The organism is Micromonospora sp. URMC 106, assembly GCF_051386395.1.
In the GTDB taxonomy this organism is placed as follows: domain Bacteria; phylum Actinomycetota; class Actinomycetes; order Mycobacteriales; family Micromonosporaceae; genus Micromonospora.
The window spans coordinates 1-26,932 of the sequence record NZ_JBPQTP010000092.1 but is presented as its reverse complement, the minus strand read 5'-3'; the positions used below and the strand labels follow the sequence as shown (position 1 = coordinate 26,932).

Below are 26,932 nucleotides of genomic sequence, written 5' to 3'. Positions count from 1 at the left end.
GTCGCGGAGGGTGGGCGGGGGCGGTCGGTGTGGCGGGAGGCCGGCGAAGGGCTGCGGTTCGTGCGGGGGGACCGGACGCTGTGGCGGCTCACCGTGCTGACCGCCGGGAGCAACCTGGCCATCAGCGGATTGCTGGCGGTGCTGGTGCTCTACGCGCTCGACGTGCTGCGGGTGCCGACGGCCGGGTACGGGCTGTTCGCCGCGGGGGCGGTCCTCGGCGGGCTGGCCGGTGGGCTGGGGGCGGGCCGGCTGGCGGCCCGGCTCGGCACGGTGCCCGCGCTGCGCGCCGTGCTCGCCGTCCAGGCCGCCGCGCTGGCCGGGCTCGCGCTGGCCCGGCACCCGGTGCCGGGCGGGCTGGCGCTGGCCGTCTTCGCCGCCGGCACCACCGTGTGGAACAGCCTCTGGGCCACGTACGGGCAGCGCCACGTGCCGGCCGGCCTGCTCGGCCGGGTGGGTTCCGCCCAGCGGATGGTCGGCCTGCTCACCGCGCCGGTCGGGGCGGCGCTCGCCGGACTGGCCGGCGCGGCGTACGGGGTGGGGCCGGTGGCGGCGGCGGTCGCGGGGGTCTTCGCGCTGGTCACCCTCGCGGCGTGGCGGGTGCTGCGACCCGCCGCGCCGGTGTCGCCCGCCGTCCCGCCGACCACCGCCGCGACAGCGGGCCGGCCAGGGCGGCGCCCCCCGCGTTGAGCAGCACGTCGTCGACCGAGGAGACCCGGCCGGCAGCCTAGCGGGGCGTCCGCTCGCGGTGGCTCAGGCCGGAGAGGCGCATCGCGAACCGGTGCCGGGCCGGTGGCGCGGCGGAGAGCAGCCGGAGCAGCAGGTCCCGGGCGGGCCGGCGGGACGGGGGCAGGGTGGCCAGCCGGGTCAGCCGGTCGGCGAAGCCGGCCACCTCCTCCGCCAGCGGGCGGCGCCGGGCCGCGTACCCGTCGAGGAGCGTGTCGGGGCCGCCGGCGAGCACGTCGGCGAGGGTGCCGCCGAGGTCCACGGCGTCGCAGATGCCGAGGTTCATGCCCTGCCCGCCGGCCGGGCTGTGCACGTGCCCGGCGTCCCCGGCGAGCAGCACCGGCCCGGCGCGGAAGGTGTCGGCGATCCGATGGCGCAGCCGGAACCGGGAGGCCCACAGCACCTCCCGCACCCGGTCGGGGCGCCGGGTCGGGCCGCGCTCGTCGAGCAGCGCCTGGAGGTGGGCGGCGTCGGGCTCGGGTGGCGCGTCGGCCACCGCCGCGACCAGCCGGACGACCCCGTCGGGCAGCGGCGCCCAGACGAGCGGGCCGGACCGGGCGAGGAAGAGGGACACCTCGTCGCGGGGCAGCGCGCTGGTCACCCGGACGTCGGCCAGGACGAACGACTCCTCGCCGCCGGCCGGGCCGGTGAAGCCGATGCCGGCCCGCTCCCGCACGGTGCTGTGCATGCCGTCGGCGCCGACGAGGTAGCGGGCCCGCACCGTCGTCCCGGCGAACTCGGCGAGGACCCCGGCGCCGTCGCGGCGCAGCCCGGTCAGCTCGTGCGGCCGCAGCACCCGCACGCCGTGGGCGGCCAGCTCGGCGGTGAGCACCGACTCGGTCACCGACTGGGACACCATCAGCGCGTAGGCGTGCCGGGAGGGCAGGGTGCGGAACGGCACGGTGAGCAGCACCCGGTCGCGGTCGCGGACGGTGAACCCCGGCGACCGAAGGCCCCGCGCGACCAGCGGCGCGCCGACGCCGATCCGGTCCAGCACCTCCAGGGTGTACGCGTGCACGACCGCCGCCCGGGAGGTCACCGGCGGCCGGTCCAGCCGGTCGACCACCGTCACCCCGACCCCGCGCCGCGCCAACGTCAGCGCGGCGGCCAGCCCGGTCGGGCCGGCCCCCACCACCAGTACGTCCGTGCTCGTGGGCAGCATGGCCACCTCCATCACCGTCTATGCCAACAAATGTTGGCCAACTGTTGTTGGCAACGCTAGGCCGCCCGTCGCTGGTATGTCAACAGGCGTTGGCATACGGTTGTGGGCATGACCGAGGCAGCGCAGACCCGCCCCCGCCGTTCCGACGCCACCCGGGCGGCGATCCTGCGGGCCGCCCGCGAGCGCTTCGCCGCCGACGGCTACGACCGGGCGACCATCCGGGCCATCGCGGCGGACGCGCGGATCGACCCGTCGATGGTGATGCGCTACTACGGCAGCAAGGAGGGGCTCTTTGCGGCGGCGGCCGAGTTCGACCTGCGGCTGCCCGAGCTGACCGGCGTACCGGCCGGGCGGCTCGGCGAGCTGCTGGTCCGGCACTTCGTGGACCGCTGGGAGGGCGACGAGACGATGGTCGCGCTGCTGCGTACCGCCGCCACCAACCCGGCCGCGGCCGAGCGGATGCGCGACATCTTCGCCGGCCAGCTCGCCGCGGCGGCGGCCCGGGTCGCCCCCGACCCGGCGGAGGCCCCCCGGCGGGCCGGGCTGGTCGCCAGCCAGATGCTCGGCCTGGCGCTGACCCGGTACGTGCTGCGGCTGCCCCCGATGGTCGACGCGGACCCGGCCGAACTGGTCGCCTGGATAGCGCCGACCGTCCAGCGCTACCTGCGCGGCACGCCCGACGCCTGACGGCCACGGCGACGCCGGCCCGGGCCGCCCAACCTTTTCCGGGTCCCCGTGCGTCTGCCTGGTGACGCCGAACGGTCGGCCGGAGGGAGGGCGGATGGGACCGGCGACGACCGACGACGGGCGCGACAGCTACGTCACCTTCGTCGAGTGCCACCAGCACCGGCTGCTGCGCGCGGCCTACCTGGTCTGCGGCAACCGGCACCAGGCCGAGGACCTGCTCCAGGACGCGCTGCTCAAGCTCGCCCTGCGCTGGCCCGCCGTGCGCAACGGCGACCCGGCCGCGTACGTGCGGACCATCCTCTACCGCGACGCCGTCTCCTCCTGGCGGCGGCTGCGCCGGGAGTGGCTCAGCGCGTACCCGCCGGAGCGGGCGACGCACGAGGGGGACAGGACGCTGCGGCTCGCGCTGCGCGACGCACTCGGCCACCTGCCGCCCCGGCAGCGGGCGGTGCTGGTGCTGCGCTACTTCGAGGACCTCACCGAGGCGGCCACCGCCGAGGCGCTCGGCGTCACCGTCGGCACCGTGAAGAGCCAGTGCCACGCGGCGCTGCGCCGGCTCCGCGAGGTCGCGCCGGAACTGGGCCACGACGAGGGACGGCCCGGCGACGGCCTGGTCACCGGGATGGAGGTGAACCCGTGAGGGAAGAGGAGCTGCACCGACTGCTCACCGTCGCCGCCGAGGACGTCCGGCCGTCGCGCCCGGCGGTGGCCGGCTGGGAGCGGGCCCGCCGCGTCCGCCGCGCCCGCCGAGCCGCCGGCGCCGCCGCCGTGGCGGTCGCCCTGCTCACCGGCGGCACGGCGGTGGCCCTGCGCCCGACCGACCCGCCGCCACCGGCCACCGCGACGCCCGGCCCCACCCACACCGCCCCGCCCGTGCAGCGGCCACCGGCCGAGCTGAGCTACCCCGGCGACCCGCTGGGCCGGCTCGGCGACCCGGTCTCCGCGACGCTCTCGGACCGCCCGGTACGCCGGGCGCTGGCCCTCTACCAGCCGGTCGACCGGGACACCGGCGCGGAGAGCCCGATCCGGGTGCTCGGCGACGACGGGCTCGTACGCGAGCTGGACGTCGTCACCCCGGCCCGCACCCGCGACGTCGACGGCAACGAGGCGGTCCCCCTCAAGACGGGCAGCCTCTCGCCGGACGGGCGGACGGCCGCCTTCGCCCAGACCGGCCAGGTGATCGTGGTCGACCTCACCACCGCGGCGGTCCGCCGGTTCCCGCTCCCCGGCTACCTGGAGCACGCGCTCTGGTCCTACGACCGGCTGCTCGTCGGCGACGACGACACCACGTACGAGGTGGACCCGGACACCGGCGCCAGCCGGCGGATCCCGGTCTCGCCCTGGAACGTGGTCGTGCCCGACCCGGGCGGGCGGCCGGACCTCCTGCTGGAGCTGGGTGGCCCGCCGGAGGGCCTGATGCTGCACCGCGTCGCCACCGACGAGCGGGGACGCGGACAGGACCGGGTGCCCGTCGGCACCTCCGCGCTGCCCCCGGCCCACCGCGTCGACGAGTTCTACGGGCGCGGCTGGCTGCGCGGCGAACGGCTCGCGCGGGCCGGCTGGATCAGCATTGGCACCACGGGCGGGCTGGAGGGGGTCGCGGTGCTGGACGCCCGTACCGGCGCGGTGACCCACCTGCTCGACCTGGGCCGGGACGTCTGGAAGGGCTGCTGCGAGGTGCTCGGCTGGGAGCGGGACGGGGCGGTGCTGCTGCGCCACAACCCGGGCGGGCTGCTGCGCTGGCGGCCGGAGACCGGCGAGGTCACCGGGCTGACGCGGGACCTGTACGGCGCGGTGTCGCTCGCCGCCCACTGACCGGGCCGTCCCCGGTCGCCGTAGCCCTCTCGCCGGCGCCCCTCCGCCGCCTCGTACCGTGGCCCGCCAGGACGGACGCCTCGGTCGGAGACCGCGCCCCCGACCCGGCCGCCCTCCCGTCCGGCGGCCGGCTCCGGGCTCAAGGGCCTGGCGGAACGCCTCGCCGTGGTGGGCGGGTCGCTGGTGACCCAGGCCGGGCCGGAGGGCGGTTTCCGGGTGGTCGCCGAACTGCCGAAACCGACGTGACCCGGCCCTGGTCGGGCCGGGGTCAGCTCGCGAGGCCGCCGGGCTGGTCGCCCTTCACGACGGGCGCCCGGACGAGGTTGCCCCACTCGGTCCACGAGCCGTCGTAGTTGCGCACCTGCGGGTAGCCCAGCAGGTGCCGCAGCACGAACCAGGTGTGGCTCGACCGCTCGCCGATCCGGCAGTAGGCGACGATGTCGTCGTCCGGGCTGAGCCCGAGCTGGTCGGCGTAGATCGCGCGCAGCTCGTCCGCCGACTTGAACGTGCCGTCGTCGTTGGCGGCGGACTTCCACGGCTTGCTGACCGCGCCCGGGATGTGCCCGCCGCGCAGCGCGCCCTCCTGCGGGTAGTCCGGCATGTGCAGCATCTCGCCGGTGTACTCGCCCGGCGACCGGACGTCGACCAGCGGGCGGCCCGCCGCGACGTGCGCCATCACCTGCTCGCGGTACGCCCGGACCGGCGCGTCGTTGCGCTGCGGCACCGGGTAGTCGGCGCGCGGCCGGGCCGGCTTGTCCCGGGTCAGCTCCCGCCCCTCGGCGACCCACTTCTGCCGTCCGCCGTCGAGCAGCCGCACGTCGGGGTGGCCGAAGAGCGAGAACACCCAGAGGGCGTACGCCGCCCACCAGTTGAAGTTGTCGCCGTAGAAGACGACCGTGTCGTCCCGGCCGATGCCCTTGGCGGCGCACAGCTCGGCGAAGCGCTTCGCGTCGAGGTAGTCCCGGGTCACCTGGTCGTTCAGCTCGGTGTGCCAGTCCACCTTGACGGCGCCCGGGATGTGCCCGGTGTCGTAGAGCAGCACGTCCTCGTCGCACTCGACCACGACGAGGCCCTCGTCGCCCAGGTGCTCGGCCAGCCATGCTGTGGTGACCAGGCGCTGCGGGTCCGCGTACGACTGGAGTCGGGGATCAGGATCACTCGGCACAGACATGATCCCCAAGGTACGCCGGATCGCGGGCCGGCGACCGGCCAACGGAGATCGGGTGCGGCGGCTGGGACGCACCACACGTGACGGTGGCTGAAAACCGCCGACCACCGAGGATCGGCGTGACCGACCCGGTGGGCCCGCCGGCGTTGCCGGTCAGGCGCGACGGTGGGCGATCCGGCCCGCCACCACCGTCAGCAGGCACGCGCCGTCGGCGTCGAACACGGCCAGGTCCGCGCGCCCGCCGGGCACCAGCGCCGGCGGCACGGCGGCGGGCAGCACCCGCAGGTCGCCCCGGTCCACGGCCGACCGCAGCGCCGGATCGGCGACGTGCTCGGCGAGCACGGCGGTCACCCCCCGTCGCAGCAGCGCGTGCACCCGCTCGCGCGGGGTGTCGGCGGACGGCAGTGGACCGTCGTGCAGCACCCCCGGCCCGAGCGTGCCCGGCCAGCGGCGGATCCGGGCCCCGGCGTACGCCCCGGTCAGCTCGGCCAGCGGAGCGACCGCGACGATCCGGTCGGCCCGGACCGCGACGGCGGCCCCGGCGGTCGGCGCCTCGTCGGGGTCGGCCCGCAGCAGCGGCGCGGCGTGCAGGGTGAGCACGGCTCAGTCGCCGACCGGGCCGAGCACCGGTCGCTTCGGGGTGACCGTGTCGCCGGAGGAACGGCCGGTGAGCCGGCGCTTGATCCACGGCGCCAGGTGCTGCCCGGCCCAGCGCAGGTCGGCGGCCCGGGCGGCCAGCCAGGGCGTCGGCGCCGGATGCGGGGGCACCATCAGCCACTCCTCGTCGCAGCCGACGCCGAGCGCGGTCAGCACCTGCCCGGCCACCCGCCGGTGCCCGGCTTCCGAGAGGTGCAGCCGGTCGGTGCTCCACAGCATCGGGTTCAGGTAGGTGTCGTCGGCGTACAGGTCGACCAGGATCGCGCCGTGCCGCTCGGCGGTCTCACCGACGGCCTGGTTGAGCAGGTGGACCCGGGGCGCGACGAGCCGCTGGCCGGGCAGCCGGGCCATCACGTCGGCGAACCGGAAGAGGATCACGTCGGCGCCGCCGGAGCGCAGGTCCCGCACCACGTCGTCGAAGCGGGCGACCAGCGCGTCCGGGTCGAAGGTGCGCCGCAGCACGTCGTTGCCGCCGGCGGCGAAGCTGATCAGGTCGGGCTTCATGGCGAGCGCCGCCGGCACCTGCTCGGCCACCACGCTCGGGAAGAGCCGACCCCGGATGGCCAGGTTCGCGTACCGGAAGTCGGGGCCGGCCTCGGCGGCCAGCCGGGTGGCCACCAGGTCCGCCCAGCCCCGGTAGCTGCCGTCCGGGTAGGCGTCGTCCATACCCTCGGTGAAGCTGTCTCCCACCGCCACGAAACTGCGCCAGCGCACTTGTCATCCCTCCCATGCGCGTCGAGGAAGGGCACCTCGTTCGACGCTTCCGGAAGTGGAAGGGGCCCTTCCCGACGCGGGACAGTCTTCACCAGGGAGGCCGTCGCTGGGACCGACCGCCGGGCAAACGTGGCGGAGGTCATCGACCCGGATCAGGGGCCGGGGGCCCCGCAGAAATCTGCCGCGCGGGTGACAAATCGGATCGCCGACCCGCCGGCGCCCGCCGTACGCTGCGCCAATGCTGCTGCGCATGTCGACCCTGCTGCTCCGGACCCTGCGCGAGGACCCGGCGGACGCGGAGGTGCCGAGCCACCGGCTCCTGTTGCGGGCGGGCTACGTCCGTCGCGCCGCACCGGGCGGCTACACCTGGCTGCCGCTGGGCAAGCTGGTGCTGGACCGGGTCACCGAGGTCATCCGGCAGGAGATGACGGCGATCGGCGACCAGGAGGTGCACTTCCCGGCGCTGTTGCCGGCCGAGCCGTACCGGACCAGCGGCCGGTGGACGGAGTACGGCGACGACATCTTCACCCTCGCCGACCGCAAGGGGGCCGAGCACCTGCTCGCGCCCACCCACGAGGAGTTGGCCGCGCTGCTGGTGAAGGATCTGTTCACGTCGTACCGGGACTTCCCGGTGACGCTCTTCCAGGTGCAGACGAAGTTCCGCGACGAGGCCCGGCCCCGCGCCGGCCTGCTGCGCGGGCGCGAGTTCCTGATGAAGGACGCCTACTCGTTCGACCTCGACGAGGCGGGTCTTCAGGCGGCGTACGACCGGCACCGGGGGGCGTACCGGCGGATCTTCGACCGGCTCGGGCTGGAGCACACGATCGTGCGCGCGACGTCGGGGGCGATGGGCGGCTCGGCGTCGGAGGAGTTCCTGGCGGCGACGCCGGTCGGCGAGGACACCTTCGTCGGCTGCACGGCCTGCGACTACGCCGCCAACACCGAGGCCGTGACGACGCCCGCCCCGCCGGCCGGCGACCCGGACGCGCAGCCGGCTGCCGAGGTGCACGACACCCCCGAGACCCCGACCATCGCCAGCCTGGTCGAGCTGGCCAACGCCCGCCGGCTGGGCGGCCGGGACGACTGGACCGGCGCCGACACCCTGAAGAACGTGGTGCTCCAGCTGCGCCGGCCCGGCGCGGAGGAGGCCGAGCTGCTGGTGGTGGGGCTGCCCGGCGATCGCGAGGTGGACCTCAAGCGGCTCGGGGCGGCGGTCGCGCCGGCCACCGTGGACGTCTTCGACGGCTGGGACGCCCATCCCGAGCTGGTCCGCGGCTACATCGGCCCGCAGGTGATGGCGAAGCTCGGCATCCGCTACCTGGTCGACCCCCGGGTCGCGCCGGGCACCGCCTGGCTGACCGGGGCGAACGAGCCGGGCCGGCACGCGACGGGGGTGGTCTGCGGCCGGGACTTCGTGCCCGACGGCACGATCGAGGCGGCCGAGGTGCGCGCCGGCGACCCCTGCCCGGCCTGCGGCACCGGCGAGCTGACCATGCGGCGGGGCGTCGAGATCGGGCACATCTTCCAGCTCGGCCGCCGCTACACCGACGCCTTCGCCGTCGACGTGCTCGGCCAAGCCGGCAAGCCGGTCCGGCCGACGATGGGCTGCTACGGCATCGGGGTGTCCCGCGCGGTGGCGGCGATCGCCGAGCAGCACCACGACGAGCGGGGACTGGTCTGGCCGGCGTCGGTCGCGCCGTGCGACGTACACCTGATCGCCGCCGGAAAGGGGCCGCAGCTCGACGCGGCGCTGGAGCTCGGCGGACGGCTCTCCGCCGCCGGCCTGCGGGTGCTGGTCGACGACCGGACGCACGTCTCGGCCGGGGTGAAGTTCACCGACGCCGAGCTGGTCGGCATCCCGCGCGCCGTCGTGGTCGGCCGCCGCCTCGCCGAGGGGTACGTCGAGCTGCGCGACCGGGCCTCCGACGAGCGCGTCGAGCTGCCGGTCGACGGGCTGGCGGAACGACTCGTGGCGGAGGTACGTGGCGAGCGCGGGGACATGGTGTAGCGAACGCGCCACGGGGTACCGCAGTCCGATCGGCTGGACGTTGTTCTGGAGGCTCTCATGACCGGTTACCGGGTCAGCGACGTGATGACGAAGCAGGTCATCTACCTGCCCGCGGAGACCACCCTGGACGAGGCGGCCCGGGTGATGAAGGAGGCGGACATCGGCGACGTGGTGGTCACCGACGGCGCCACCCTCGCCGGGATGCTCACCGACCGGGACATCGTGGTCCGGGCGGTGGCCGAACGCAGCGACCCGGCCACCACCACGATCGGCTCGATCGTCACCCGGGAGGTGGTGATGATCGAGCAGCACTCGACCGCCGCCGAGGCGGCGGCCCTGATGCGGGAGCGGGGCATCCGGCGGGTGCTGGTCTGCGACAGCGAGCGCAAGCTGGTCGGCATCGTCTCCCTCGGCGACCTCGCGATGCAGCTCGATCCCAACTCGGCGCTGAGCGAGATCAGCGAGCAGGCGCCGACCGTCTGACCCCGGTGCGGCGCCGCACCCGGTGCGGCGCCGCACCCGGACCGGCGCGCGTCGGCGGTCCCGATGCGGCGGCGCGGCGGGCCCGGCTCGGGGCGGCGGTAGCCTCGGAGGCATGTCTTCCATGCCGGCCAGGCTGTCCGAGATCGTCGACGAGTTCGCCGCCGCGCCCCGCGACGTGGTGCTGGAGATGTTGCTGGAGTACGCCGACGTCATCCCGCCGCTGCCCGCCGGCTCCGCGGACCGGGAGGGCATGGAGCAGGTGCCGGAGTGCCAGACGTCGTTCTTCCTGCGCGCCCGGGTGACGCCGGAGAAGACGGTGGAGACGCTCTTCGACTGCCCGCCGGAGGCACCCACCACCCGCGCGTTCGCGGGCATCCTCGCCGAAGGGCTGGCCGGGGCGAGCCCGGACGAGGTGCTCGCCGTCCCCGACGACCTCTACCAGCGGATGGGGCTGGCCCAGGCGATCAGCCCACTGCGGGTGCGCGGCGGGACGGCCATCCTGGCCCGGCTCAAGCGGCAGGTCAGGGAACAGATCGGCTGACCCGGCGGTTGTCACCCGGCATGGAGATCGAGATCTACGCCGACGTGGTCTGCCCCTGGTGCTACATCGGCAAGCGCCGGCTGGAGCAGGCCCTGGAGTCGTACGACGGCGAGGTGACCGTCCGCTACCGGCCGTTCCAGCTCGACCCGTCGCCGGTGCCCGAGCCGCGCCCGCTGGTCGAGGCGATGGCTGCCAAGTTCGGCGGGCCGGACCGGGCGCGGCAGATGTTCGGGCACGTCACCGAGGTGGCCGCCGGAGCCGGACTGAAGCTCGACTTCGACCGGGCGGTCGCCGCGAACACCTTCGACGCGCACCGACTGGTCTCCTGGGCGACCGACCGCGGGCGCGCCGCCGAGATGGTCGACGCGCTCTACCGCGCCCACTTCACCGACGGGGTCGACGTCGGTTCCCGGGAGGCGCTCGCCGTGCTCGCGGGCGAGGTCGGCCTGGACCAGACGGAGGCGCGCCGCTTCCTCGACTCGGACGAGCGGGTGGACGAACTCTCCGCCGAGCTGGCCACCGCCCGTCAGATCGGCGTGACCAGCGTGCCGACCTTCGTGCTCGCGGGAAGGTACGCGATCACGGGCGCCCAGGAACCGGAGACGCTGCTCGCCGCGCTGGCCGAGGTGGAGCGCCGCGAGTCCGCGGCGGGCTGAGCCGCCGGTGGGCCCGGCCGATGTTTCACGTGCAACGGTATCGACGTCGATAAGTGCTTAGGCCGGTCGGGCCAGGTCCTCCACCACGCGCGCACCGGGCAACGCGCCCAGGGCCGGCCCGGGCAAGGCGATCTTGCTGTGCCGTACGCCGGATCCGATGATCACGTGCGGGGTGGCGATCACCCGTGCGTCGACCAGGATCGGCCACTCCTCCGGCAGGCCGATCGGGGTGATGCCGCCGTACTCCATGCCGGTCAGCTCCACCGCGTCGGCCATCGGCGCGAAACTCGCCTTACGCACGTCGAGCGCCCGACGGGCCACCCCGTTGACGTCGGCGCGCGTGGTGGCGAGCACGACACAGGCCGCGTAGCGGGTCACGCCCTCGCGCTTGCCGGCCACCACCACGCAGTTGGCCGACACGTCCAGCCCCACCTCGTACGCCGCACAGAAGGCGGCGGTGTCGGCGAGTTCGGCGTCGATCGACGCCACCAGCACGTCGTCGACGTCCACCGGGGCGTCGGCGGGCCACTGCCCGATGGCGGCGGCGACCGGCGGGGCGAGCAGGTCGAGCCGGGTGCGGGCAGGTTCGGTCTTCAGCGTCCCCATCACGCCTGCGATCCTCGCACCACCCGGCCCGCTCCGCCCGCCGGAGCCCGCCCCGGAGACCGGTCGCCCCGCCCCGGCGCCGCCCGCCCGGCGACCGGCCACCGGACGGACGGGCCCGGGTCAGCTGCCGGTGAGGAAGCCGTTCTCGCGGAGCAGGGTGCGGTCCCGCGCGGCGGCCAGCTCCTCCGCCCGCTCGGCCTGGACCCGACGCACCTCCATCTCCTCCAGGGCGTGGCGGATGGCGAGCCGGATCACGCCGTACAGGAAGATGAAACCGGCGACGTAGAGGATGACGGTAGCGACCATGGCGAACATGGCGTCACGGTAGGCCGGACGTGAACGCGCAGGTCGTTCATCTTGCGCCGGTTCCCCCGTACGTGTCGGCCAGGTGGTCGGCCCAGGTCCGGGCGCCCGTCGGGGTCGCCTCGGTGACCAGCCCGCCCGAACGCAGGGCGCGGCCGAGTTTCCCGGGGATCCGCACCGGGAGCAGCGGGCGGCGGGACCGCCGGGCGGCGTTCCAGGCCCGGACCGCCGCGTCGTACCGGAGCACCTCCGGGCCGCCGTACTCCTCGATGCCGTGCAGCGGACCGGCGGTGAGCCGCCGGACCAGCCGCTCCGCGACCTCGGCGGGGTCGACCGGCTGGGCGAGCACCGCCGGGTCACCCAGCACCGGGCCGAGCCGGCTCGCGCCGCGCAGCATGCCGTCGAGGAACTCCGGGAACTGGGTCGCCCGCAGCACGGTCCACGGCACCGGCCCGGCCGCCACGACCTGCTCGGCGGCGAGCTTGTGCCGGTAGTAGGGGATCGGCACCCGGTCCACCCCGACGATCGAGACGTACACCAGGTGCCGTACGCCCGCCTGACCGGCGGCGACGACCAGCCGGCGGGTGCCGAGCACGTCGACCCGGTGGGTCTGCCGCCCCCGGTTCGGGGACGAGGCCAGGTGCAGGACGGCGTCCACGTCGGCCACCGCCTCGGCGAGCCCTTCCCCGGTGGCCAGGTCGACCACCACCCACTCCACCGACGGGCCGGTACGCGCCCGCCGGCTCGTCGCCCGGACGGTCCACCCCTCGTCGCGCAGCCGCGGCAGCACCACCCGCCCGAGCCGACCGCCCGCCCCGGTGACCAGCACCCGCATGGTTTCCTCCTTCTCCAGCGCCCCCGCGCCCGCGCGCGGCCCACGGTGCTGACGGGGCCGCCCCGGCGGGCGTGACCGGCTGTGCGGCGGCTCACCGGAGCAGGTCGGCCGCCGTCAGCACCACGAAGAACGCGATGACCACCTCGCTGACCACCCAGGAGTGCTGCCGGGCCCAGTCCCGGATCCGGGGCAGCACGGCCACGGCCCGGCGGCCGAGCAGCAGCAGCGCCAGCAGGGGCAGGGCCAGCAGCGCCAGGGTGAGCAGGACGAACGGCAGCAGGTGCCACCAGGGCAGCCCGTGCCGGGCGGCGCTCGTCCCGACGGTAACCATCGTGAGGTCGTCCGTCGGCATGGCCAGGAAGAGCAGCACGCCGAGCCGCAGCGCGTAGCCGGGGCTGGCCCGCTGGAGCCCGCTCATCCACTTCGGAGTGCCCGCGGTGTGCCGGCGCAGGAAGACGACGACCGCCAGGACGCCCAGCACCGCCAGCACCACCAGGTCGATGCGGCTCCCCACCGCGCGACCCCCGCCCACCCCGACATTGATCTTGATGGCCCGGGTGACCAACCAGCTCGCCGTCACCCCGCCCGTCACCACGAGTCCCGCGCCGGCCAGGTAGCCCAGCGAGGCGGCGCGCGGCCGGTCGGCCGAGGCGAGGAAGACCGCCGCGACCAACTGCGTCCCGGCGACCATCACCACGGCCATCGGCAGGATGGTCAGGAAGTTCATCGCCCGCCCATCCTCCCGGCCGCACCGACCGGCCCGGGCCGATTCACCACATCCCCGAACCCGGCCCGGGTGGCTTCCGCCGGCAGACGGAGACGGGGGTCAGCCGGTCGCGCGGATCGCGGACGGGCCGGGCACCACCCGGCCGGCGATCAGGACGCCCAGCAGGGCCAGCCCGGACGCCACCGCGAGCGTGCCGGCGTAGCTGCCCGGTCCCGGGGCCGCGCCGGCGGCGAGCACGGCGCCGGTGAGCGCCAGCACGGTCGCCGCGAAGAGCGAGTCGCCCAGTTGCAGCGACGAGCTGTTGCGCCCCTGCTCGCCCGGGGCGGACAGCTCCAGGGTGAGCACCGACAGCGACGGGTAGAGCAGCCCCATGCCGAGCCCCGCGCCGGCCCAGCCGAGCACCCCGACCCACACCGGCACCGCCGGCACGACGGCGAGCGTCACCACGGCGGTGCCGGCCGCGATGCAGGCGAGCCCGGCCCTCGGCAGGGTGGCCCGGGAGCGCGGCGCGGGCATCCGCCCCTGCGCCCAGGAGCCCGCCGACCAGGCGAGCGCGCCCGTGGTGAGGACGAGGCCGGCCGCCGTCGGCGACAGGCCGCGCTCCCGGGAGAGCATCAGCGGGATCACCACCTCGGCGCCGACGAACGCCGCCGAGGCGAGACCACGCAGCCCGATCACCGTCGGCAGGCCCCGGCCCGCGCGCAGGAATCCCGCCGGCAGCAGCCGCGGCGCGCAGACCAACAGCCCGACCAGCGCCAGGGCCACCAGCCCGGCGGCGGCGGCACCGCGCTGCTGCCCCCCGATGTGCAACAGTGCGGCGCTCACCGCCGCCCCGCACGCCCAGCCGATCCGGGCGGTCGCCCCGGCGGGCACCCCCGTCGTCGTGCCCGCGCCGATCGCGCGCAGACCGGGGTGGATCAGCAGCACCGCCGGCACGGCCACCACCGGCACCGCCAGGAAGACCCACCGCCAGCCGAGGTGCTCCACGATCAGCCCGGCCAGCGCCGGCCCGACCAGCGACGGCACGACCCACGCGGCGGCGAACGCCGCGAAGATCCGCCGGTGCAGCGCCTCCGGGTACGCCTGACCGACGATGACGTAGAGCGCCACCGACAGCAGGCCGGACCCGAACCCCTGCAGGATCCGACCGGCCACCAGGGCACCCATGGCCGTGGCGCTGCCGGCCACGAACAGCCCCACCACGAACCAGACCAGCCCGTGCCACATCGGCGCCCGGGGTCCCCGGGCGTCGCACCAGATGCCGGAGGCGACCATCGCGAGCACGCCGGCCGCGAACGGCCCCCCGAAGGCGATCCCGTAGAGGGCCAGCCCGTCGAGGCTGCGGGCGACGGTCGGCATCGCGGTGCCCACCGCCAGCGCCTCGAACGCGAGCAGCGAGACCAGCGCGACACTGCCGACCGTCATCGCCCGCAGCCGGGGCGCGAAGAGCCCCGCCGCGGGCGGGACCGGAACGGTCGGCGCCGCCGTGGCGGTCACCGCCCACCCGCCGGGCGCGGCAGCCGGAGCGGTCGATGGTCGGCGCGGACCCGTTGGTCCGACGGGCCCACCTCGGGGCGGAGCAGTGCGATCGACATGCCGTCAGCCTCGGACCTCAAGCCGGCTTGAGGTCAAGGGTGACCCGTCTCTCCCCGGCCGCCTCCAGCCCTTCGGTGGGAGAAACTTCCCCTGCTCCGAGGGCATAACGGGCGGTCCGCCGGGAAGCCAGGCCGCCGGAGCGGAGGCGTGGGAGGCGAGATGGCGTACGACGGGAGCAGCGGCAGCGGGGGCCCTGGCCGGCGCCTGTCCGGTCGTACGCCTCGATGACCTCGCTCGGCCGCGCCGCCGGCCGACTCCTGCCGCCGGTCGCCGTGCCGCAGGTCGTCGGCGAGGCGTCCCGGAGTGTCGGCGCCGCCGCCGGCCGGCTCCTGCCCCCGGTCGCCGTGCCGCAGGTCGTCGGCGAGGCGTCCCGGAGCGTCGGCGCCGCCGCCGCCCGGCTGGCCCGGGTGGCCGGGCTGACCAAGCGTCGGGTCTGGTCCCGCCCCGGCCGGCACCACATCGAGGTGCACGGCGTCTGCCAGGACGGCGGCGACACCCTCGCCCGCCAGGTCGAGGCGGCGCTGGAGCGGGTGCCGGGGGTGGCATGGGCCCGCGTCAACGCCCCGTCCGGCCGGGTGGTCGTGGCCGTCGGCAGGCCGGAGCCGAAGCTGCGCGACCTGATCACGACCGTCGCCCGCGCGGAACGCACCTGCCCGCACGAGCCGGACCCCGAGATCCCCCCGCCGCACCCGCCCGAGGAGGGGCCCCGCACGCCGCGCACGCTCGGCGCGCTGGCCTCCGACGCCCTGGGCCTGACCATCTCCGCCGCCACCCGGATCCTGCCGTTCACCCCGGTGCCCGCGGAGGTCGCCGGGCTGCTCGGCGCGGTCGACCTGCACCCGAAGCTGCACGCGTTGGCCGACCGGGGGCTGCGCGCCGACCCCCGCGCCGAGCTGCTGTTCCCGCTCGCCGAGGCGGTCGTGCAGGGCCTGACCGGCGGGTGGACCGGCATCGTGCTCGACGGGGCGCAGCGGGTGGTGCAGTGGGGCGAGGCGCGGGCCCAGCTCCGGGCCTGGACGCGGGCGGAGCCGCGGCTGACCGGCGATCCGGAGCGGGCGGTCGCCCGGGCGCCGAAGGTCGAGCGCCCCCGTCCGAAGCCGGACGGCCCCGTCGAGAAGTACGCCGCCCGGATGCTCGCCGCCGGCGCCGCCGCCGCGGCCGCCGCGACGCCGGTCGTCGGCCGGAAGCGTGCCGCCGCGCTGGGGCTCTCCGCGCTGCCGAAGGCTCCCGGCAGCGGCCGCGAGGGGTACGCCGCACAGCTCGGCCGGATCCTCGCCCGGCGCGGGGTGATCGCGATGGACCGCAGCGTGCTGCGCGAACTCGACCAGATCGACACCGTGGTGCTGGACGCCGCCGTGCTCGGCTCCGACCGGGGCGTGCTCGCGGACCTGGCACCGCTGGCCGGGGCGGACACCGGGCAGGTGGCGGCCCGCGCGTTCGCGCTCTTCGACCCGGCCGCCCCGGCCGAGCTGCGGCACGCCGACGGCTGGCGGCTCGGGCCGCTGGACGCGCTGGACGTCGAGGATCCGGGCGACACCGCGGACAGCCGCCGGCTGCGCGAGGCCGGCGGCCCCCTGCTCGGCCTGGCCGACGGCGACACCCTCGCCGCGGTGCTGCGGTTCGAGCCGGAGCCCGCGCCGGGCGTCGACGCCCTGCCGACCGCCGCCCGCCAGGCCGGCCTGCGGGTGGTCGTGGCCGGCGACGACGACCGGCGGTACGGCTTCGCCGACGCCCACCTGCCCGGCGGCGACCGGCTGGCCGAGTCGGTACGGACGCTGCAGTTCGGCGGGGCGGTGGTGATGGTGGTCTCCGGCGACCGCGCCGCGCTCGGCGTCGCCGACTGCGGCCTGGGGATGTCCGCCCCCGAGGACCTGCCGCCCTGGGGCGCGCACCTGCTGGTCGGCACCGACCTGGGCGTGGTGGCGCTGGTGATCGAGGCGACCGGGGTGGCCCGCCGGATGACCCGGCAGAACATCGGCCTGGCCCTGGCCGGCGCGAGCCTCGGCGCGCTGGGGGCGTTCACCGCCGCACCCGCGCAGTTGCCGGGCAGGTCCCTCGCCGCCGTGAACGGCGCGGCCGCGCTGGCCTTCGCGCACGGCGTCGTACGGGCGCACCGGCTGCCCGACCGGACGGAGTCCCCGGCGCCGACGATCACCGCCTGGCACCTGATGCCGGCCTCGGCCGTCCTCGACCAGCTCGGCACCGGCCCGGACGGGCTCACCACGGCCGAGGCCGAGCGCCGCCGGGGCGACGGGACCGCGCAGCCCGCCGGACCGACCGGGCTGCTGCGCGCCTTCGTCGACGAGCTGGCCAACCCGCTCACCCCGGTGCTGGCCGCCGGGGCGGTGCTCTCCGCGACCTTCGGCTCGCTGGTCGACGCCGCCCTGGTCGGCGGGGTGGTCGGCGGGTCCGCCCTGCTCGGGGCGGTGCACCAGCACAACACCGAGCGGTCGCTCGCCGAGCTGCTGTCCCGCTCGGCGGTGACCGCCCGGGTGCGCCGGGACGGCAGCGAACGGGTGCTGCCCGCCGAGGACCTGGTGCCCGGGGACATCGTCCTCCTCGAGTCGGGGGACGCCGTACCGGCCGACTGCCGGGTGCTGGAGTCGGCCGGTCTGGAGACGGACGAGTCCTCGCTCACGGGCGAGTCGCTGCCGGTCGCCAAGACCGACCAGCCGGTCGTCGCCGCCGCCGTCGCCGACCGGCGGTCGATGCTGTACGAGGGCACCACCGTCGCCGCCGGCCACGGGACGGCGGTGGTGGTGGCCACCGGCGCGGAGACCGAGGCCGGGCGGAGCCTGGCGATGGCCCGACAGGCCCCGCCGCCCAGCGGCGTGGAGGCCCGGCTGGGCAGGCTGACCCGGGCGGCGCTCCCGCTGGCCGCCAGCTCGGCGGTGGCGGTGGCCGGCGCGGGGCTGGCGCGGGGCGTGCCGCTGGCGGAGACGGCCGCCACCGCCGCGAACCTGGCCGTCGCCTCCGTGCCGGAGGGCCTGCCGTTCCTGGTCAGCGCCGCCCAGTTGGCCGCCGCACGACGGCTGGCGGAGCACGGCGCGCTGGTCCGCAACCCGCGCACCATCGAGGCGCTCGGCCGGGTGGACGTGCTCTGTTTCGACAAGACCGGGACCCTCACCGAGGGGCAGCTGATGCTCGCCGGGGTCGGCGACGACGGCCGGTACGCGCCGGTCGACCAGCTCGACGGCGGCCTGCCGGAGACCCTCGCCGCCGCCCTGCGCGCCACCCCGGCCGCCGCCGACCCCCGTGAGCTGCCCCAGCAGACCGACCGGGCGGTCCGCTACGGCGCCCAGGCGGCGGGGGTGACCGAGCAGACCGGCGCGGCCGGGTGGGAGCCGGTCGGCGGCCTGCCATTCGAGCCGTCCCGCGGCTACCACGCCACGGTCGGCCGCGCCGGGGACCGGCTGCTGCTCAGCGTGAAGGGGGCGCCGGAGTCCGTGCTGCCCCGGTGCTCCGCCTGGCGGACCCGGAGGGGACGCGACGAGCCGCTCGACGAGCAGGGGCGCGCCGGGCTGCACGCGATGCTCGCCGACCGGGCCGGGGCGGGACACCGGATCCTGGCCGTGGCCGAGTGCCGGGTCTCCTCTCCGGGCGTCACGGACGAGCAGGTGCACGCCCTGACCTTCCTCGGCTTCCTGGCCCTCGCCGACGGGGTGCGCGAGAGCGCCGCCCCCGCCGTACGCCGGATCCGCCAGGCCGGCGTGCACACCATCATGATCACCGGCGACCACCCGGCCACCGCCGAGGCGATCGCGGCCACCATCAGCGACCACGACGAGCAGCGGGTGGTCACGGCGACGGAACTCGACCAGCTCGACGACGCCGCCCTCGCGGCGCGGCTCGCGGCCACCGACGTGGTCGCCCGGTGCACCCCCGCGCACAAGGTGCGCATCATCCAGGCGTTGCAGAAGTGCGGGCGTACGGTCGCGATGACCGGCGACGGGGCCAACGACGCGCCGGCGATCCGGCTGGCCGACGTCGGCATCGCCCTCGGCCAACGGGGCACCCCGGCGGCCCGCGCGGCGGCCGACCTGGTGGTCACCGACGACCGGCTGGAGACCATCATCGCCACGCTGGTCGAGGGCCGGGCGATGTGGTCCTCGGTGCGCCACGCGCTCAGCATCCTGGTCGGCGGCAATCTGGGCGAGATCGCGTTCAGCGTGCTCACCGCCGCCACCACCGGCCGGTCGGCGCTCACCGGACGGCAGCTCCTCCTGGTCAACCTGCTCACCGACCTGGCCCCGGCGCTGGCGATCGCGATCCGGCCCCCCGACGCGGACCACGCCGACGGCCTGCTCCGGGAGGGCCCGGACACCTCGCTCGGCGAGACGATGACCCGGGAGATCGGGTTGCGCGCCGCCGCCACCACGCTGGGCGCCACCGCCGGTTGGACGTTGGCCCGCTACACCGGGCGGCGCAGGCGCGCGGGGACCGTCGCGCTGGTCTCGCTGGTCGGCACCCAGCTCGGGCAGACGATGCTGGCCGGCGGGACCAGCCCGGCCGTGCTCGCCTCCACCGCCGCCTCGGCCGGGGTGCTGGTGGCGGTCGTGCAGACGCCGGGGCTCAGCCAGTTCTTCGGCTGCACCCCGCTCGGGCCGGTCGGCTGGACGATCGCCACGGGCTCGGCGCTCGGCGCGACCTTCGCCAACGGCGCGCTCACCCGCCTGGTGGAACGCCTGCCGAGGTCCGGCCACGAGCCGGACCGGCCCGGCTCCGACGGGGAGACCCCGGCCGGCGCGGGCGATACGGCGTCGGGGCGGTGACCGTCGCCGGTCCGCATGGCCGCGCCGATCACGGGTACGGCTTCCCGTGGAGGTGGGCACGTTGACGACGCAGCCGGAGGTCACGTTCATCGGCACCGCCACGACGGTGCTGCGGATCGGCGGGTTCACCCTGCTGACCGACCCCAACTTCCTGCACCGGGGGCAGCGCGCGTACCTGGGTAAGGGGCTGTGGTCGCGCCGGCGCACCGACCCGGCGCTGCGGATCGCCCAACTGCCGTCGCTGGACGCGGTGGTCCTGTCCCATCTGCACGGGGACCACTTCGACCGGGTGGCCCGCCGGGAACTCGACCGGGAGCTGCCGATCGTCACCACCCCCGCCGCCGAGCGGAAGCTGCGCCGCTGGGGGTTCCGGGCCGCCGAGGGCCTGCCCACCTGGCGCTCCCGCGAGCTGCGCCGGGGCGCCGAGACGCTGCGGCTGACCTCGATGCCGGGGAAGCACGGGCCGGGCGCGCTCGAACTGCTGCTGCCCGACGTGATGGGCACGATGATCGACCTGGAACGCGCCGGCACCCGCGAGTTCCGCCTGTACGTCACCGGGGACACGCTGAACCGGCCGATGCTTGCCGACATCCCCGAGCGGTACCCGGACATCGACGCGATGCTGATCCACCTCGGCGGCACGCGGATCGCCGGCATCCTGCTCACGATGGACGCCCGGCAGGGCGCGGACCTGGTCGAGCTGGTCCGGCCGAGGCTCACGGTGCCGATCCACTACGACGACTACCCGGTGTTCCGCTCGCCGCTGGGCCATTTCGTGGCGGAGGCCCGCCGGCGCGGCTTCGCCCGGAGCGTCCGCACCATCGCCCGGGGCGAGACCGTCCCGCTCACGCCGCCGGCCTGAGCCGGCAGCACCATCCGGGACCGACGTCGGGCGCTGCCCCGCGTACGCCGATCGCCGCCTCCCCGGCCGGGCCGGGAGAGCGGCGATCGGGTCGTGCGGGCGGTCAGGCGCGCTCGGAGATGGCCTCGATGAGGTCGCCCACCGGGCGCTCGGGCAGGGAGCGGGCCACGTCGGCGACGGCCACGATGCCGACGAGTTCGTGCCCGTCGATCACCGGCAGCCGGCGCACCTTGTGCTGGCTCATGGTCCGCAGGATCTCGGCCGCGTCGTCGTCGGCGCCGATCGTCACCGCCTCGCCCTGGGCCAGCTCACCGGCGGTGACGCTGCCCGGGTCCCGGCCCTCGGCGAGCACCTTGACCACGATGTCGCGGTCGGTCAGCATGCCCTTGAGCCGGTTGTCGTCCCCGCAGATCGGCAGCGATCCCACGCCCAGCTGGGCCATCTGCTTGGCGGCCGTCCTGAGGTCGTCCTGCTCACGGATGCAGGTCACGTCGTTCGTCATGATCTCGCGTGCGGTCGGCATTGGCATGACACCTCACTTCCGGGGGGTTGTTGGCGTTTCTCCTACCCTCGCCACCCCGGCCCATGCACCCGCCGCCCGGATACCGTCGCCCCGGCGGACCCACGCGGTGTCCCGCGCCGACCTCACTCCGCCGGCTGCCAGGTGGCCGCGGCCCGACGCAACCGGTCGTTGATGGCGCGGCCGACGCCGACCTCCGGGACCGGCTCGACCACGATCTCGCCGACCCCCGTGGCGTCCAGCTCGTGCAGCGCGTCGAACAGCCGCGCGGCGGCCTCGGTCAGGTCGCCGGCCGCGGAGAGCACCTCGACCGCCGCCCAGTCGCCCGCCGGCCGCTCACGGAAGGCCAGGAAGCCGCGCCGGACCCCGTCGGCGGCCGGCGGCTCCCCGCCCGACGCCAGCCGCAACGGCGTGCGCGGCGCGTAGTGCGCCGCCAACGTACCGGGCGCGACCGGCTGCCCGGAGCTGCCCGGTCGTACGGTCACCGGGCCGGCGGCCTCCTCCAGCGCCTCCAGCGGCAGCGCGCCGAGGCGCAGCACGACCGGCCGCCCACCCCGGGCGTCCACGATGGTCGACTCGATCCCGCACCGCGTCGGCCCGCCGTCGAGCACCACGTCCACGGCGGCCCCCAGGCCCCGCACCACGTGCTCGGCCCGCGTGGGGCTGAGCTGGCCGAACCGGTTCGCGCTCGGCGCGGCCACCGGCACCCCGGCCGCGGCGATCAGCGCCCGCGCGTACGCGTTGTCCGGCACCCGGACGGCCATCGTCGCCAGCCCGGAGGTGACGATCGGGGGAATCGCGGCCGGTCGGTCCACGATCAGCGTCAACGGACCCGGCCAGAAGCGCTCGGCCAGCGCCGCCACCGCCGGTGGCACCGCCCCGACCAGCTTCTCCATCTCGCCGGCGTCGGCGAGGTGCGTGATCAGCGGGTCGAAGCTCGGCCGCGCCTTCGCCTCGAAGATCCGGGCGGCCGCGCGGGCGTCCAGCGCGTTCGCGCCGAGCCCGTAGACGGTCTCGGTGGGGAAGGCCACCAGCCCGCCGGTACGCAGGACGGAGGCGGCCTCGGCGATGCCGCTGTCGGCCGGGAGTACGCGCGGGGATCCGGTGGTCACACCTGGGACGCTAACCTGCCGGGGCGGGCGGCTCGTGGGCGGCCGTGCGGAACTGTGACCGCCCGGGCACCGCCCACGCCCGGCGGGCCCTGTCAGCGCCGTCGCGAGGGGCGGTCCTCCGCCGCCGCGGTGGGCCCGCACCTGCCCGGGACACCTGATCAGGTCGTGCCGGCGGCAACGCGCAAGGCGTCGCCGGTCCCCGATGCGGTCGGCTGCTCGCGCCGCCACGCCCGGCGACGGCTTCGCGGCCCGCTCGCCCTAGTCGCCCACAAGATCGCGGTGGACGGCGACGAGGGCGCCGACGACCGAGAGGGTCGTCCAGCCCGCGAACACCAGCAGACTGAAACGGTCACCGCCGCCGGCCGAGAGGTACGCGGAGAACGGCAGCGGCGCGTCCAACCTGCCGGCCAGCCCTTCGACGAAGATGAACCAGCCGCCGTACCCCAGGAACAGCCAGGTCGGCCGACGGAAGATCGCGGCGTTGGCGGCGGCGAACACGGCCATGAGGGGAACGACGGCCGCGGTTTCCCGGAACTGTCGGATGTCACCGTCGAGCAGCACCGTGGCGCCGCTCAGCGTCATGAACACCAGGGCCACGACGACGGAGGCGACGAGGTGACCGACCAGGGTGAGGGTCCGGTTCGGCTGGGCCAGGTGGAGCAGGACGGCCGTACGGTGCTGGTGGTGCTGGGCCACCCGCATGACAGCGAGGCCGAAGGTGCCGACGCCGGCCAGCAGTTGCCAGGCGTCGGCGTCGAACACGCCGAAGAGCAGGCCGAGGCCGCCCAGGATGGCGATGGAGAGCCAGTTCGACCGTACCGTCGCCATCCGGTACAGCTCGCTGCGGACGAGCGCGATCATCACGCTGCCGCCAGGTCGAAGAAGATCTGTTCGAGGTTCGGGGTGTCCACGGTCAGCTCGTAGAGGGGCACCTGCGCGCTGAAGGCGATCTCACCGGCCTGCTCGGGTGGCAGTCCCACCACCTCCAACACATGCCCGTCCATCCTGACCCGGCCGCCAGCCCGCTCGAACGCCTGCCACAGTCGCCCCGGATCCCGCCCACGGACCCGCAGTCGATGGGCCGCCGACCCGTACAGATCGGCCAGCGGTGTCGCGCGCTTGATCCGGCCCCTCGCGATGATGACGACGTCGTCGACCACCTTGGCCAACTCGGCGAGCAGATGGCTGGAGATCAGCACCGTGCCGCCGTTGCGGGCGTGCTCGCGCAGGAGTTCGCGGAGCCAGGCGATGCCCTCGGGGTCGAGGCCGTTCGCCGGTTCGTCGAGGACCAGCACCGAAGGGTCGCCCAACAGCGCGGTCGCCACGGCGAGGCGCTGGCGCATGCCGAGCGAGTATCCGCCGCTGCGTTCGTCGGCGGCATGCCCCAGGCCGACGTACTCGAGCAGGTGGTCGACCCGTGCGCGGGTGGCGCCGGCAAGGATGGCCTGCGTCACGAGATGGGCGCGGCCTGTCTGGCCCGGATGGCTGACGCCCTGCTCCAGGACAGCGCCGACCTGCCGCACCGGATCTCGCAGGTCCCGGAACCGCCTGCCGTTGATCAAGGCGTCGCCGGACGTGGCACGACTCAGCCCGAGCAGCATCCGCAGGGTGGTCGTCTTGCCCGAGCCGTTGAGACCGAGGAAACCGGTCACCCGCCCCGGCGCCGCGGTGAAGCTGACATCGTCCACGGCGACGATCCGGCCGTACCGCTTGGTGAGGTTCAGCGCCTCGATCACGGCGCCCATTATGGACCTCGATGATCAACGGATCGGGGCCCGACCGTTCCCCGGTCACGTCCAGGGGCCCGCAAGCTCCTTCCTCACCCCCCGTCCGGTGCGCAAGGATGGCGACATGCTTCGTACCCCCCGGGCGCTCCTGCTGGACTTCGGCGGCGTCCTGGCCGACGCGCCGACCCCACCGCCGGCCCCGCCGGGGCTGGTGCGGCGCCTCGCCGAACTCGTCGACGGCGCGGTGCCGGAAGAGCGGATCGCCCGGGACCTGACCGAGGGCGCACGGGCGTACGCGCTGTGGCGGGACGACGTGGGCAGGACCGGCGATCCCGTCGAGCTGCCGCACGGCCAGGTGTGGGCCGACTTCGTGACCCGCTCCTGGCCGCAGACCGCCCGCGACGCCGTCGAGCGGGAGGCGACGCCGCTGGCGTACGCCTGGACCTGGCGGGCGGAGTGGGCCGTGCGTCCCGGCATCCCCGAGGCATTGCGCCACGCAGCCGAGGCCGGCCTCCCGATGGCGGTGGTCAGCAACACGCTCTGCGGCGCCGCCCACCGGGACTTCCTCGCCGCCGCCGGGCTCTCCGGGCGGTTCGCGGCCGAGTTCTACAGCGACGAGGCGGGGCCCCGGAAGCCGAATCCGGAGCTGGCGCTCCTGGCGGCCCGCTCGCTCGCGGTGGCGATCGGCGACTGCTGGTTCGTCGGTGACAGCGTGCACCGCGACATCGCCTGCGCCCGTCGCGCCGGTGCCGCCGCGGCGATCCTGATGCGGTCGCCCCGCACCGACCGGGAAGCCGCGCTGCCCGGCGTCGAACCGGACGCGAGAATCGAGGACGGCCACGGGCTGCTCGCCCTGCTGCGTCAGGCGGGCGGGACGCCGGACGGTTCGCCGGCCGCAGGCTGACGGGAGCGGCTCGGCGGGAAAGGAACAGGCATGTCGACCGAACCGGAGCCCGGCCTCGCGCCCGAGCACACCAGGCCCCGCTACGACGAGGATCCGATCTCGATGACGGTCGACGGGCAGGACTTCCGCATTCGTGAGCGTGCTGACCGGCCCGGCGAGTACGACTTCGACTGGCTCAACGGGCCGCACGACTACGGCTTCGGGATCAACCGAGCTGGGGGCTCCGCAATGACCCCGCCCGAGATGGAGAAGGCCATCCGCGACTTCCTCGCTGAGATCGACCCCGCCACGGGTTACCTGAGGGAGTAGCGGGGGACGCGCCGGGCGGGCGCGGGCACGACCTACCGGCCGGTGGCACCGTCGACGAGCTCCCGCAGGATGTCGGCGTGACCGGCATGCCGGGTCGTCTCGCTCGTCATGTGGGCGAGCACCCAGCGAAGCGTACGAGGCGAGTCGCCGACCGGTCGCGCGGTGCGGACTTCCAGGCCAGCGGCCGCGACGAGGTGGGCGTCGCTCTCGGCGATCGCCGCCCGATAGTCGGCGAGGACCTGCTCCGGGGACCGGTCCGGCTCGACCACCATGTCGAAGTCGACGTCGGCGTGTCGCGGGTCGCCGGCGAACGTGTAGCCGAACCAGTACCGTTCGGCGTCGGTCAGGTGCTGGACCAGGCCCAGCAGTGTGGTGTCGGAGACGACCAGGCGACGCCGCAACTGCTCCTCGCTCAAGCCCGCGACCTTCTTCAACACGCACGACCGAGCGAAGGACAAGAAGGCGAGGGCGGTGTCGAGCTCGCCATCGTCGTTGCGGGGCACGGCTTCGCGTTGGGACTCAAGCATGTCCCGACCTTACGTGCCCTGCCGTCGGGGAAGGCAGGCGCGGACTGCGGGACCGCTTGCTCGGGACCGGGACGAACCGGTGGAGGTGCTGGTGGAGCCCAGGGGACGCGAACCCCTAACCCCTGCCTTGCAAAGACCAAGACGACTGCCGGCCAACGTCGGTCACCGCTGCTGGCCTGCTCGCCGCGTCGCCCACCGTCGCCTCGGGACCGTGTCCGTCGGCGGGTTTGGCTGTACGGATGGCTGTACAACCCACCTTCCGACTCGTAGTCCAGGTGATGCGCTCTCCTGCGGTTCGCCGCCGACGTCGGACGGCTGCTGATCCGCATGGGGGAGCCGTTGCGGCTGCTTGTCCACCGTCCGCCACGTCTCGTACCGCTGGGCGTGAGGGAGGCGGGTACTGGGGCCGAAGTTACCTCCGGCCCCAGTACTGATCCCCCCACGGACCAACTCAGCCGCTATCTGTGGCTCAGCTCAGCCGCGCGCCTCGCCGTCCCGGCGTCGATTGAGGACAATCAGCGTGCTTCCGAGCAGAAGCAGGCTGCCGCCGAGCGTGACCGGTACGACGATTGACGGACTGCTGAGCGAGTCACCGGTGATCGGCAGCTTCGTCGGCGTCGCGGTCGCCGTCGCGGTCGGCGTCACCGTCGGCGTCACCGTCGGCGACACCGTCGGCGACACCGTCGGCGTCGCAGTAGGCGTTACGGTCGGCGACACCGTCGGCGTCGGAGTCGGCTGCGCCTGGAAGCCACACACGAACCAGTGGCTGATGTCGAATGGTTCGCCGGTGGCCGGGTTGATCGGCGAAGTCATGTCCTCGACCTCGATCGGTCCGACGAACGGCCCGTCGTACACGTTGGCGTCCGGGCCGCCCTTGACCACGATGCCGGTAGCGGTGAAGCCCTCGTTGATCGTGACGTCCAGCGTCTGCATGCCGGTAACGGTCCCCGTGCCTGCCTCGGAACTCGCCGAGCCCGAGGTGTCCGGGCCGCCCAGAATGATCTCGCCTTCCAGGTCGGCGCTCTCGCAGGTCGCAACGTTGCCTTCGGCCACCCGGGGCTCTGGTGCCGGAATCGCACTCGCCATACGGCCCTTGTTGGGGATCTGATGTGTGCCGAGTTGGGCCGATGCCAGTGTGGCGACCGGCAGCACGATCATGGAAGCCAGGAGCGCCCCTCCGGCAAAACGAACTAGGGTATGCAGCCGCACAGGAACCGCCTTTATCCATAGGAAGCATGTTGAACAGGAGCCAATCCTCACTAATCGGCCAAACTACTGATTACCAGCAAAAAAGCCATAATCCTGATCAAACCTGGCATTTGACCCAAACGGGTAGCCCTACACTCCGCGACCACGCTTGGTGACGGCGCCTCCGGCGCCGAGCGGCCATCGATGGCCACTAGCCTGGGCGCGGCCCACCCTGTGCTTGCTGTCATCACCCCAACCACCCACCCACCCCAACCGTTCGGCAACTCCATCCTGGAGTCGTTGCGCCCCCGCCGGAGGCAGCTCTAACCC

The 26,932-nt window shown here is 75.1% G+C and carries 27 protein-coding genes; 12 read left to right on the top strand and 15 right to left on the bottom strand.

Annotated elements, in window-relative coordinates; translation table 11 throughout:
• A partial coding sequence (locus tag ACSNOB_RS24160; RefSeq protein WP_436688711.1) for an MFS transporter occupies positions 1-687 on the top strand: 687 nt, incomplete at its 5' end.
• 37 nt (positions 688-724) lie between these two features.
• Here ACSNOB_RS24160 and ACSNOB_RS24155 read toward each other — a convergent pair.
• Positions 725-1,885, bottom strand: coding sequence for an FAD-dependent oxidoreductase (locus ACSNOB_RS24155; protein WP_436688710.1), 1,161 nt, complete (start codon positions 1,883-1,885; stop codon positions 725-727).
• Between the two features lie 108 nt (positions 1,886-1,993).
• Between ACSNOB_RS24155 and ACSNOB_RS24150 the strand changes: the two genes are divergently transcribed.
• The 3 genes from ACSNOB_RS24150 to ACSNOB_RS24140 all read left to right on the top strand — a co-directional run bounded on the left by ACSNOB_RS24150 (position 1,994) and on the right by ACSNOB_RS24140 (position 4,387).
• Entirely contained in the window at positions 1,994-2,572 is a 579-nt protein-coding gene (locus ACSNOB_RS24150) for a TetR family transcriptional regulator (protein WP_436688709.1), read from the top strand.
• A gap of 94 nt (positions 2,573-2,666) precedes the next feature.
• A complete protein-coding gene (locus ACSNOB_RS24145; protein WP_436688708.1) occupies positions 2,667-3,212 on the top strand; it encodes a SigE family RNA polymerase sigma factor in 546 nt (181 codons plus the stop codon).
• Positions 3,209-4,387 carry a hypothetical protein gene (locus ACSNOB_RS24140; protein ID WP_436688707.1) on the top strand — a complete coding sequence of 393 codons (1,179 nt, stop codon included), beginning with the start codon at positions 3,209-3,211 and terminating at the stop codon, positions 4,385-4,387. The genes ACSNOB_RS24145 and ACSNOB_RS24140 overlap by 4 nt, the downstream gene beginning before the upstream one ends.
• A 268-nt stretch (positions 4,388-4,655) precedes the next feature.
• On the opposite strand, the gene ACSNOB_RS24135 is transcribed toward ACSNOB_RS24140, so the two are convergent.
• From ACSNOB_RS24135 to ACSNOB_RS24125, 3 genes are all read right to left on the bottom strand, one after another.
• Entirely contained in the window at positions 4,656-5,558 is a 903-nt protein-coding gene (locus ACSNOB_RS24135) for a sulfurtransferase (protein WP_436688706.1), read from the bottom strand.
• 150 nt (positions 5,559-5,708) lie between these two features.
• Positions 5,709-6,155: a hypothetical protein gene (locus ACSNOB_RS24130; RefSeq protein WP_436688705.1), complete on the bottom strand. Its 447-nt coding sequence runs from the start codon at positions 6,153-6,155 to the stop codon at positions 5,709-5,711.
• Between the two features lie 3 nt (positions 6,156-6,158).
• Positions 6,159-6,926: an SGNH/GDSL hydrolase family protein gene (locus ACSNOB_RS24125; protein WP_436688704.1), complete on the bottom strand. Its 768-nt coding sequence runs from the start codon at positions 6,924-6,926 to the stop codon at positions 6,159-6,161.
• 238 nt (positions 6,927-7,164) lie between these two features.
• Here ACSNOB_RS24125 and ACSNOB_RS24120 point away from each other — a divergent pair, with 238 nt between their 5' ends.
• The 4 genes from ACSNOB_RS24120 to ACSNOB_RS24105 all read left to right on the top strand — a co-directional run bounded on the left by ACSNOB_RS24120 (position 7,165) and on the right by ACSNOB_RS24105 (position 10,614).
• A complete protein-coding gene (locus tag ACSNOB_RS24120) occupies positions 7,165-8,934 on the top strand; it encodes a proline--tRNA ligase (protein WP_436688703.1) in 1,770 nt (589 codons plus the stop codon).
• A gap of 57 nt (positions 8,935-8,991) precedes the next feature.
• Positions 8,992-9,417 carry a CBS domain-containing protein gene (locus ACSNOB_RS24115; RefSeq protein WP_393108256.1) on the top strand — a complete coding sequence of 142 codons (426 nt, stop codon included), beginning with the start codon at positions 8,992-8,994 and terminating at the stop codon, positions 9,415-9,417.
• A 112-nt stretch (positions 9,418-9,529) separates the two neighbouring features.
• A complete protein-coding gene (locus ACSNOB_RS24110; protein ID WP_393108258.1) occupies positions 9,530-9,958 on the top strand; it encodes a SufE family protein in 429 nt (142 codons plus the stop codon).
• A 20-nt stretch (positions 9,959-9,978) separates the two neighbouring features.
• Positions 9,979-10,614: a DsbA family oxidoreductase gene (locus ACSNOB_RS24105; protein ID WP_436688702.1), complete on the top strand. Its 636-nt coding sequence runs from the start codon at positions 9,979-9,981 to the stop codon at positions 10,612-10,614.
• 57 nt (positions 10,615-10,671) lie between these two features.
• Here ACSNOB_RS24105 and ACSNOB_RS24100 read toward each other — a convergent pair whose 3' ends face one another.
• From ACSNOB_RS24100 to ACSNOB_RS24080, 5 genes are all read right to left on the bottom strand, one after another.
• Entirely contained in the window at positions 10,672-11,220 is a 549-nt protein-coding gene (locus tag ACSNOB_RS24100; RefSeq protein ID WP_436688712.1) for a YbaK/EbsC family protein, read from the bottom strand.
• A gap of 120 nt (positions 11,221-11,340) precedes the next feature.
• Positions 11,341-11,535, bottom strand: coding sequence for a hypothetical protein (locus ACSNOB_RS24095; RefSeq protein WP_393108262.1), 195 nt, complete (start codon positions 11,533-11,535; stop codon positions 11,341-11,343).
• A gap of 37 nt (positions 11,536-11,572) precedes the next feature.
• Positions 11,573-12,358 (bottom strand): SDR family oxidoreductase, encoded by a 786-nt coding sequence (locus tag ACSNOB_RS24090; RefSeq protein WP_436688701.1) that lies wholly within the window; start codon positions 12,356-12,358, stop codon positions 11,573-11,575.
• Positions 12,359-12,449: 91 nt separating this feature from the next.
• Positions 12,450-13,085, bottom strand: a complete 636-nt coding sequence (locus ACSNOB_RS24085) for a GAP family protein (RefSeq protein ID WP_436688700.1) — start codon at positions 13,083-13,085, stop codon at positions 12,450-12,452.
• Positions 13,086-13,184: 99 nt separating this feature from the next.
• Positions 13,185-14,582 carry an MFS transporter gene (locus ACSNOB_RS24080; protein WP_436688699.1) on the bottom strand — a complete coding sequence of 466 codons (1,398 nt, stop codon included), beginning with the start codon at positions 14,580-14,582 and terminating at the stop codon, positions 13,185-13,187.
• A 323-nt stretch (positions 14,583-14,905) separates the two neighbouring features.
• Here ACSNOB_RS24080 and ACSNOB_RS24075 point away from each other — a divergent pair, with 323 nt between their 5' ends.
• Both ACSNOB_RS24075 and ACSNOB_RS24070 read left to right on the top strand, forming a co-directional pair.
• Positions 14,906-19,453, top strand: a complete 4,548-nt coding sequence (locus ACSNOB_RS24075; RefSeq protein ID WP_436688698.1) for an HAD-IC family P-type ATPase — start codon at positions 14,906-14,908, stop codon at positions 19,451-19,453.
• Between the two features lie 52 nt (positions 19,454-19,505).
• A complete protein-coding gene (locus tag ACSNOB_RS24070; protein WP_436688697.1) occupies positions 19,506-20,315 on the top strand; it encodes an MBL fold metallo-hydrolase in 810 nt (269 codons plus the stop codon).
• A 103-nt stretch (positions 20,316-20,418) separates the two neighbouring features.
• Here the strand turns inward: ACSNOB_RS24070 and ACSNOB_RS24065 are convergent, their stop codons facing one another.
• From ACSNOB_RS24065 to ACSNOB_RS24050, 4 genes are all read right to left on the bottom strand, one after another.
• Positions 20,419-20,838: a CBS domain-containing protein gene (locus tag ACSNOB_RS24065; RefSeq protein WP_393108272.1), complete on the bottom strand. Its 420-nt coding sequence runs from the start codon at positions 20,836-20,838 to the stop codon at positions 20,419-20,421.
• A gap of 122 nt (positions 20,839-20,960) precedes the next feature.
• Positions 20,961-21,947, bottom strand: coding sequence for an L-threonylcarbamoyladenylate synthase (locus tag ACSNOB_RS24060; protein ID WP_436688696.1), 987 nt, complete (start codon positions 21,945-21,947; stop codon positions 20,961-20,963).
• A gap of 258 nt (positions 21,948-22,205) precedes the next feature.
• A complete protein-coding gene (locus tag ACSNOB_RS24055; protein WP_436688695.1) occupies positions 22,206-22,811 on the bottom strand; it encodes a hypothetical protein in 606 nt (201 codons plus the stop codon).
• On the bottom strand, positions 22,808-23,692 hold the full coding sequence (locus tag ACSNOB_RS24050; protein WP_436688694.1) for an ATP-binding cassette domain-containing protein: 885 nt from the start codon (positions 23,690-23,692) through the stop codon (positions 22,808-22,810). The genes ACSNOB_RS24055 and ACSNOB_RS24050 overlap by 4 nt, the downstream gene beginning before the upstream one ends.
• A 106-nt stretch (positions 23,693-23,798) precedes the next feature.
• Between ACSNOB_RS24050 and ACSNOB_RS24045 the strand changes: the two genes are divergently transcribed.
• On the top strand, positions 23,799-24,578 hold the full coding sequence (locus ACSNOB_RS24045; RefSeq protein ID WP_436688693.1) for an HAD family hydrolase: 780 nt from the start codon (positions 23,799-23,801) through the stop codon (positions 24,576-24,578).
• A gap of 30 nt (positions 24,579-24,608) precedes the next feature.
• On the top strand, positions 24,609-24,887 hold the full coding sequence (locus ACSNOB_RS24040; protein ID WP_436688692.1) for a hypothetical protein: 279 nt from the start codon (positions 24,609-24,611) through the stop codon (positions 24,885-24,887).
• A gap of 32 nt (positions 24,888-24,919) precedes the next feature.
• Here ACSNOB_RS24040 and ACSNOB_RS24035 read toward each other — a convergent pair whose 3' ends face one another.
• Positions 24,920-25,414: a DinB family protein gene (locus ACSNOB_RS24035; RefSeq protein ID WP_436688691.1), complete on the bottom strand. Its 495-nt coding sequence runs from the start codon at positions 25,412-25,414 to the stop codon at positions 24,920-24,922.
• Between the two features lie 474 nt (positions 25,415-25,888).
• The gene (locus ACSNOB_RS24030) at positions 25,889-26,572 is read right to left on the bottom strand and encodes a hypothetical protein (RefSeq protein WP_436688690.1); all 684 of its coding nucleotides are present in this window, start codon (positions 26,570-26,572) and stop codon (positions 25,889-25,891) included.
• Between the last annotated feature and the right edge of the window lie 360 nt (positions 26,573-26,932).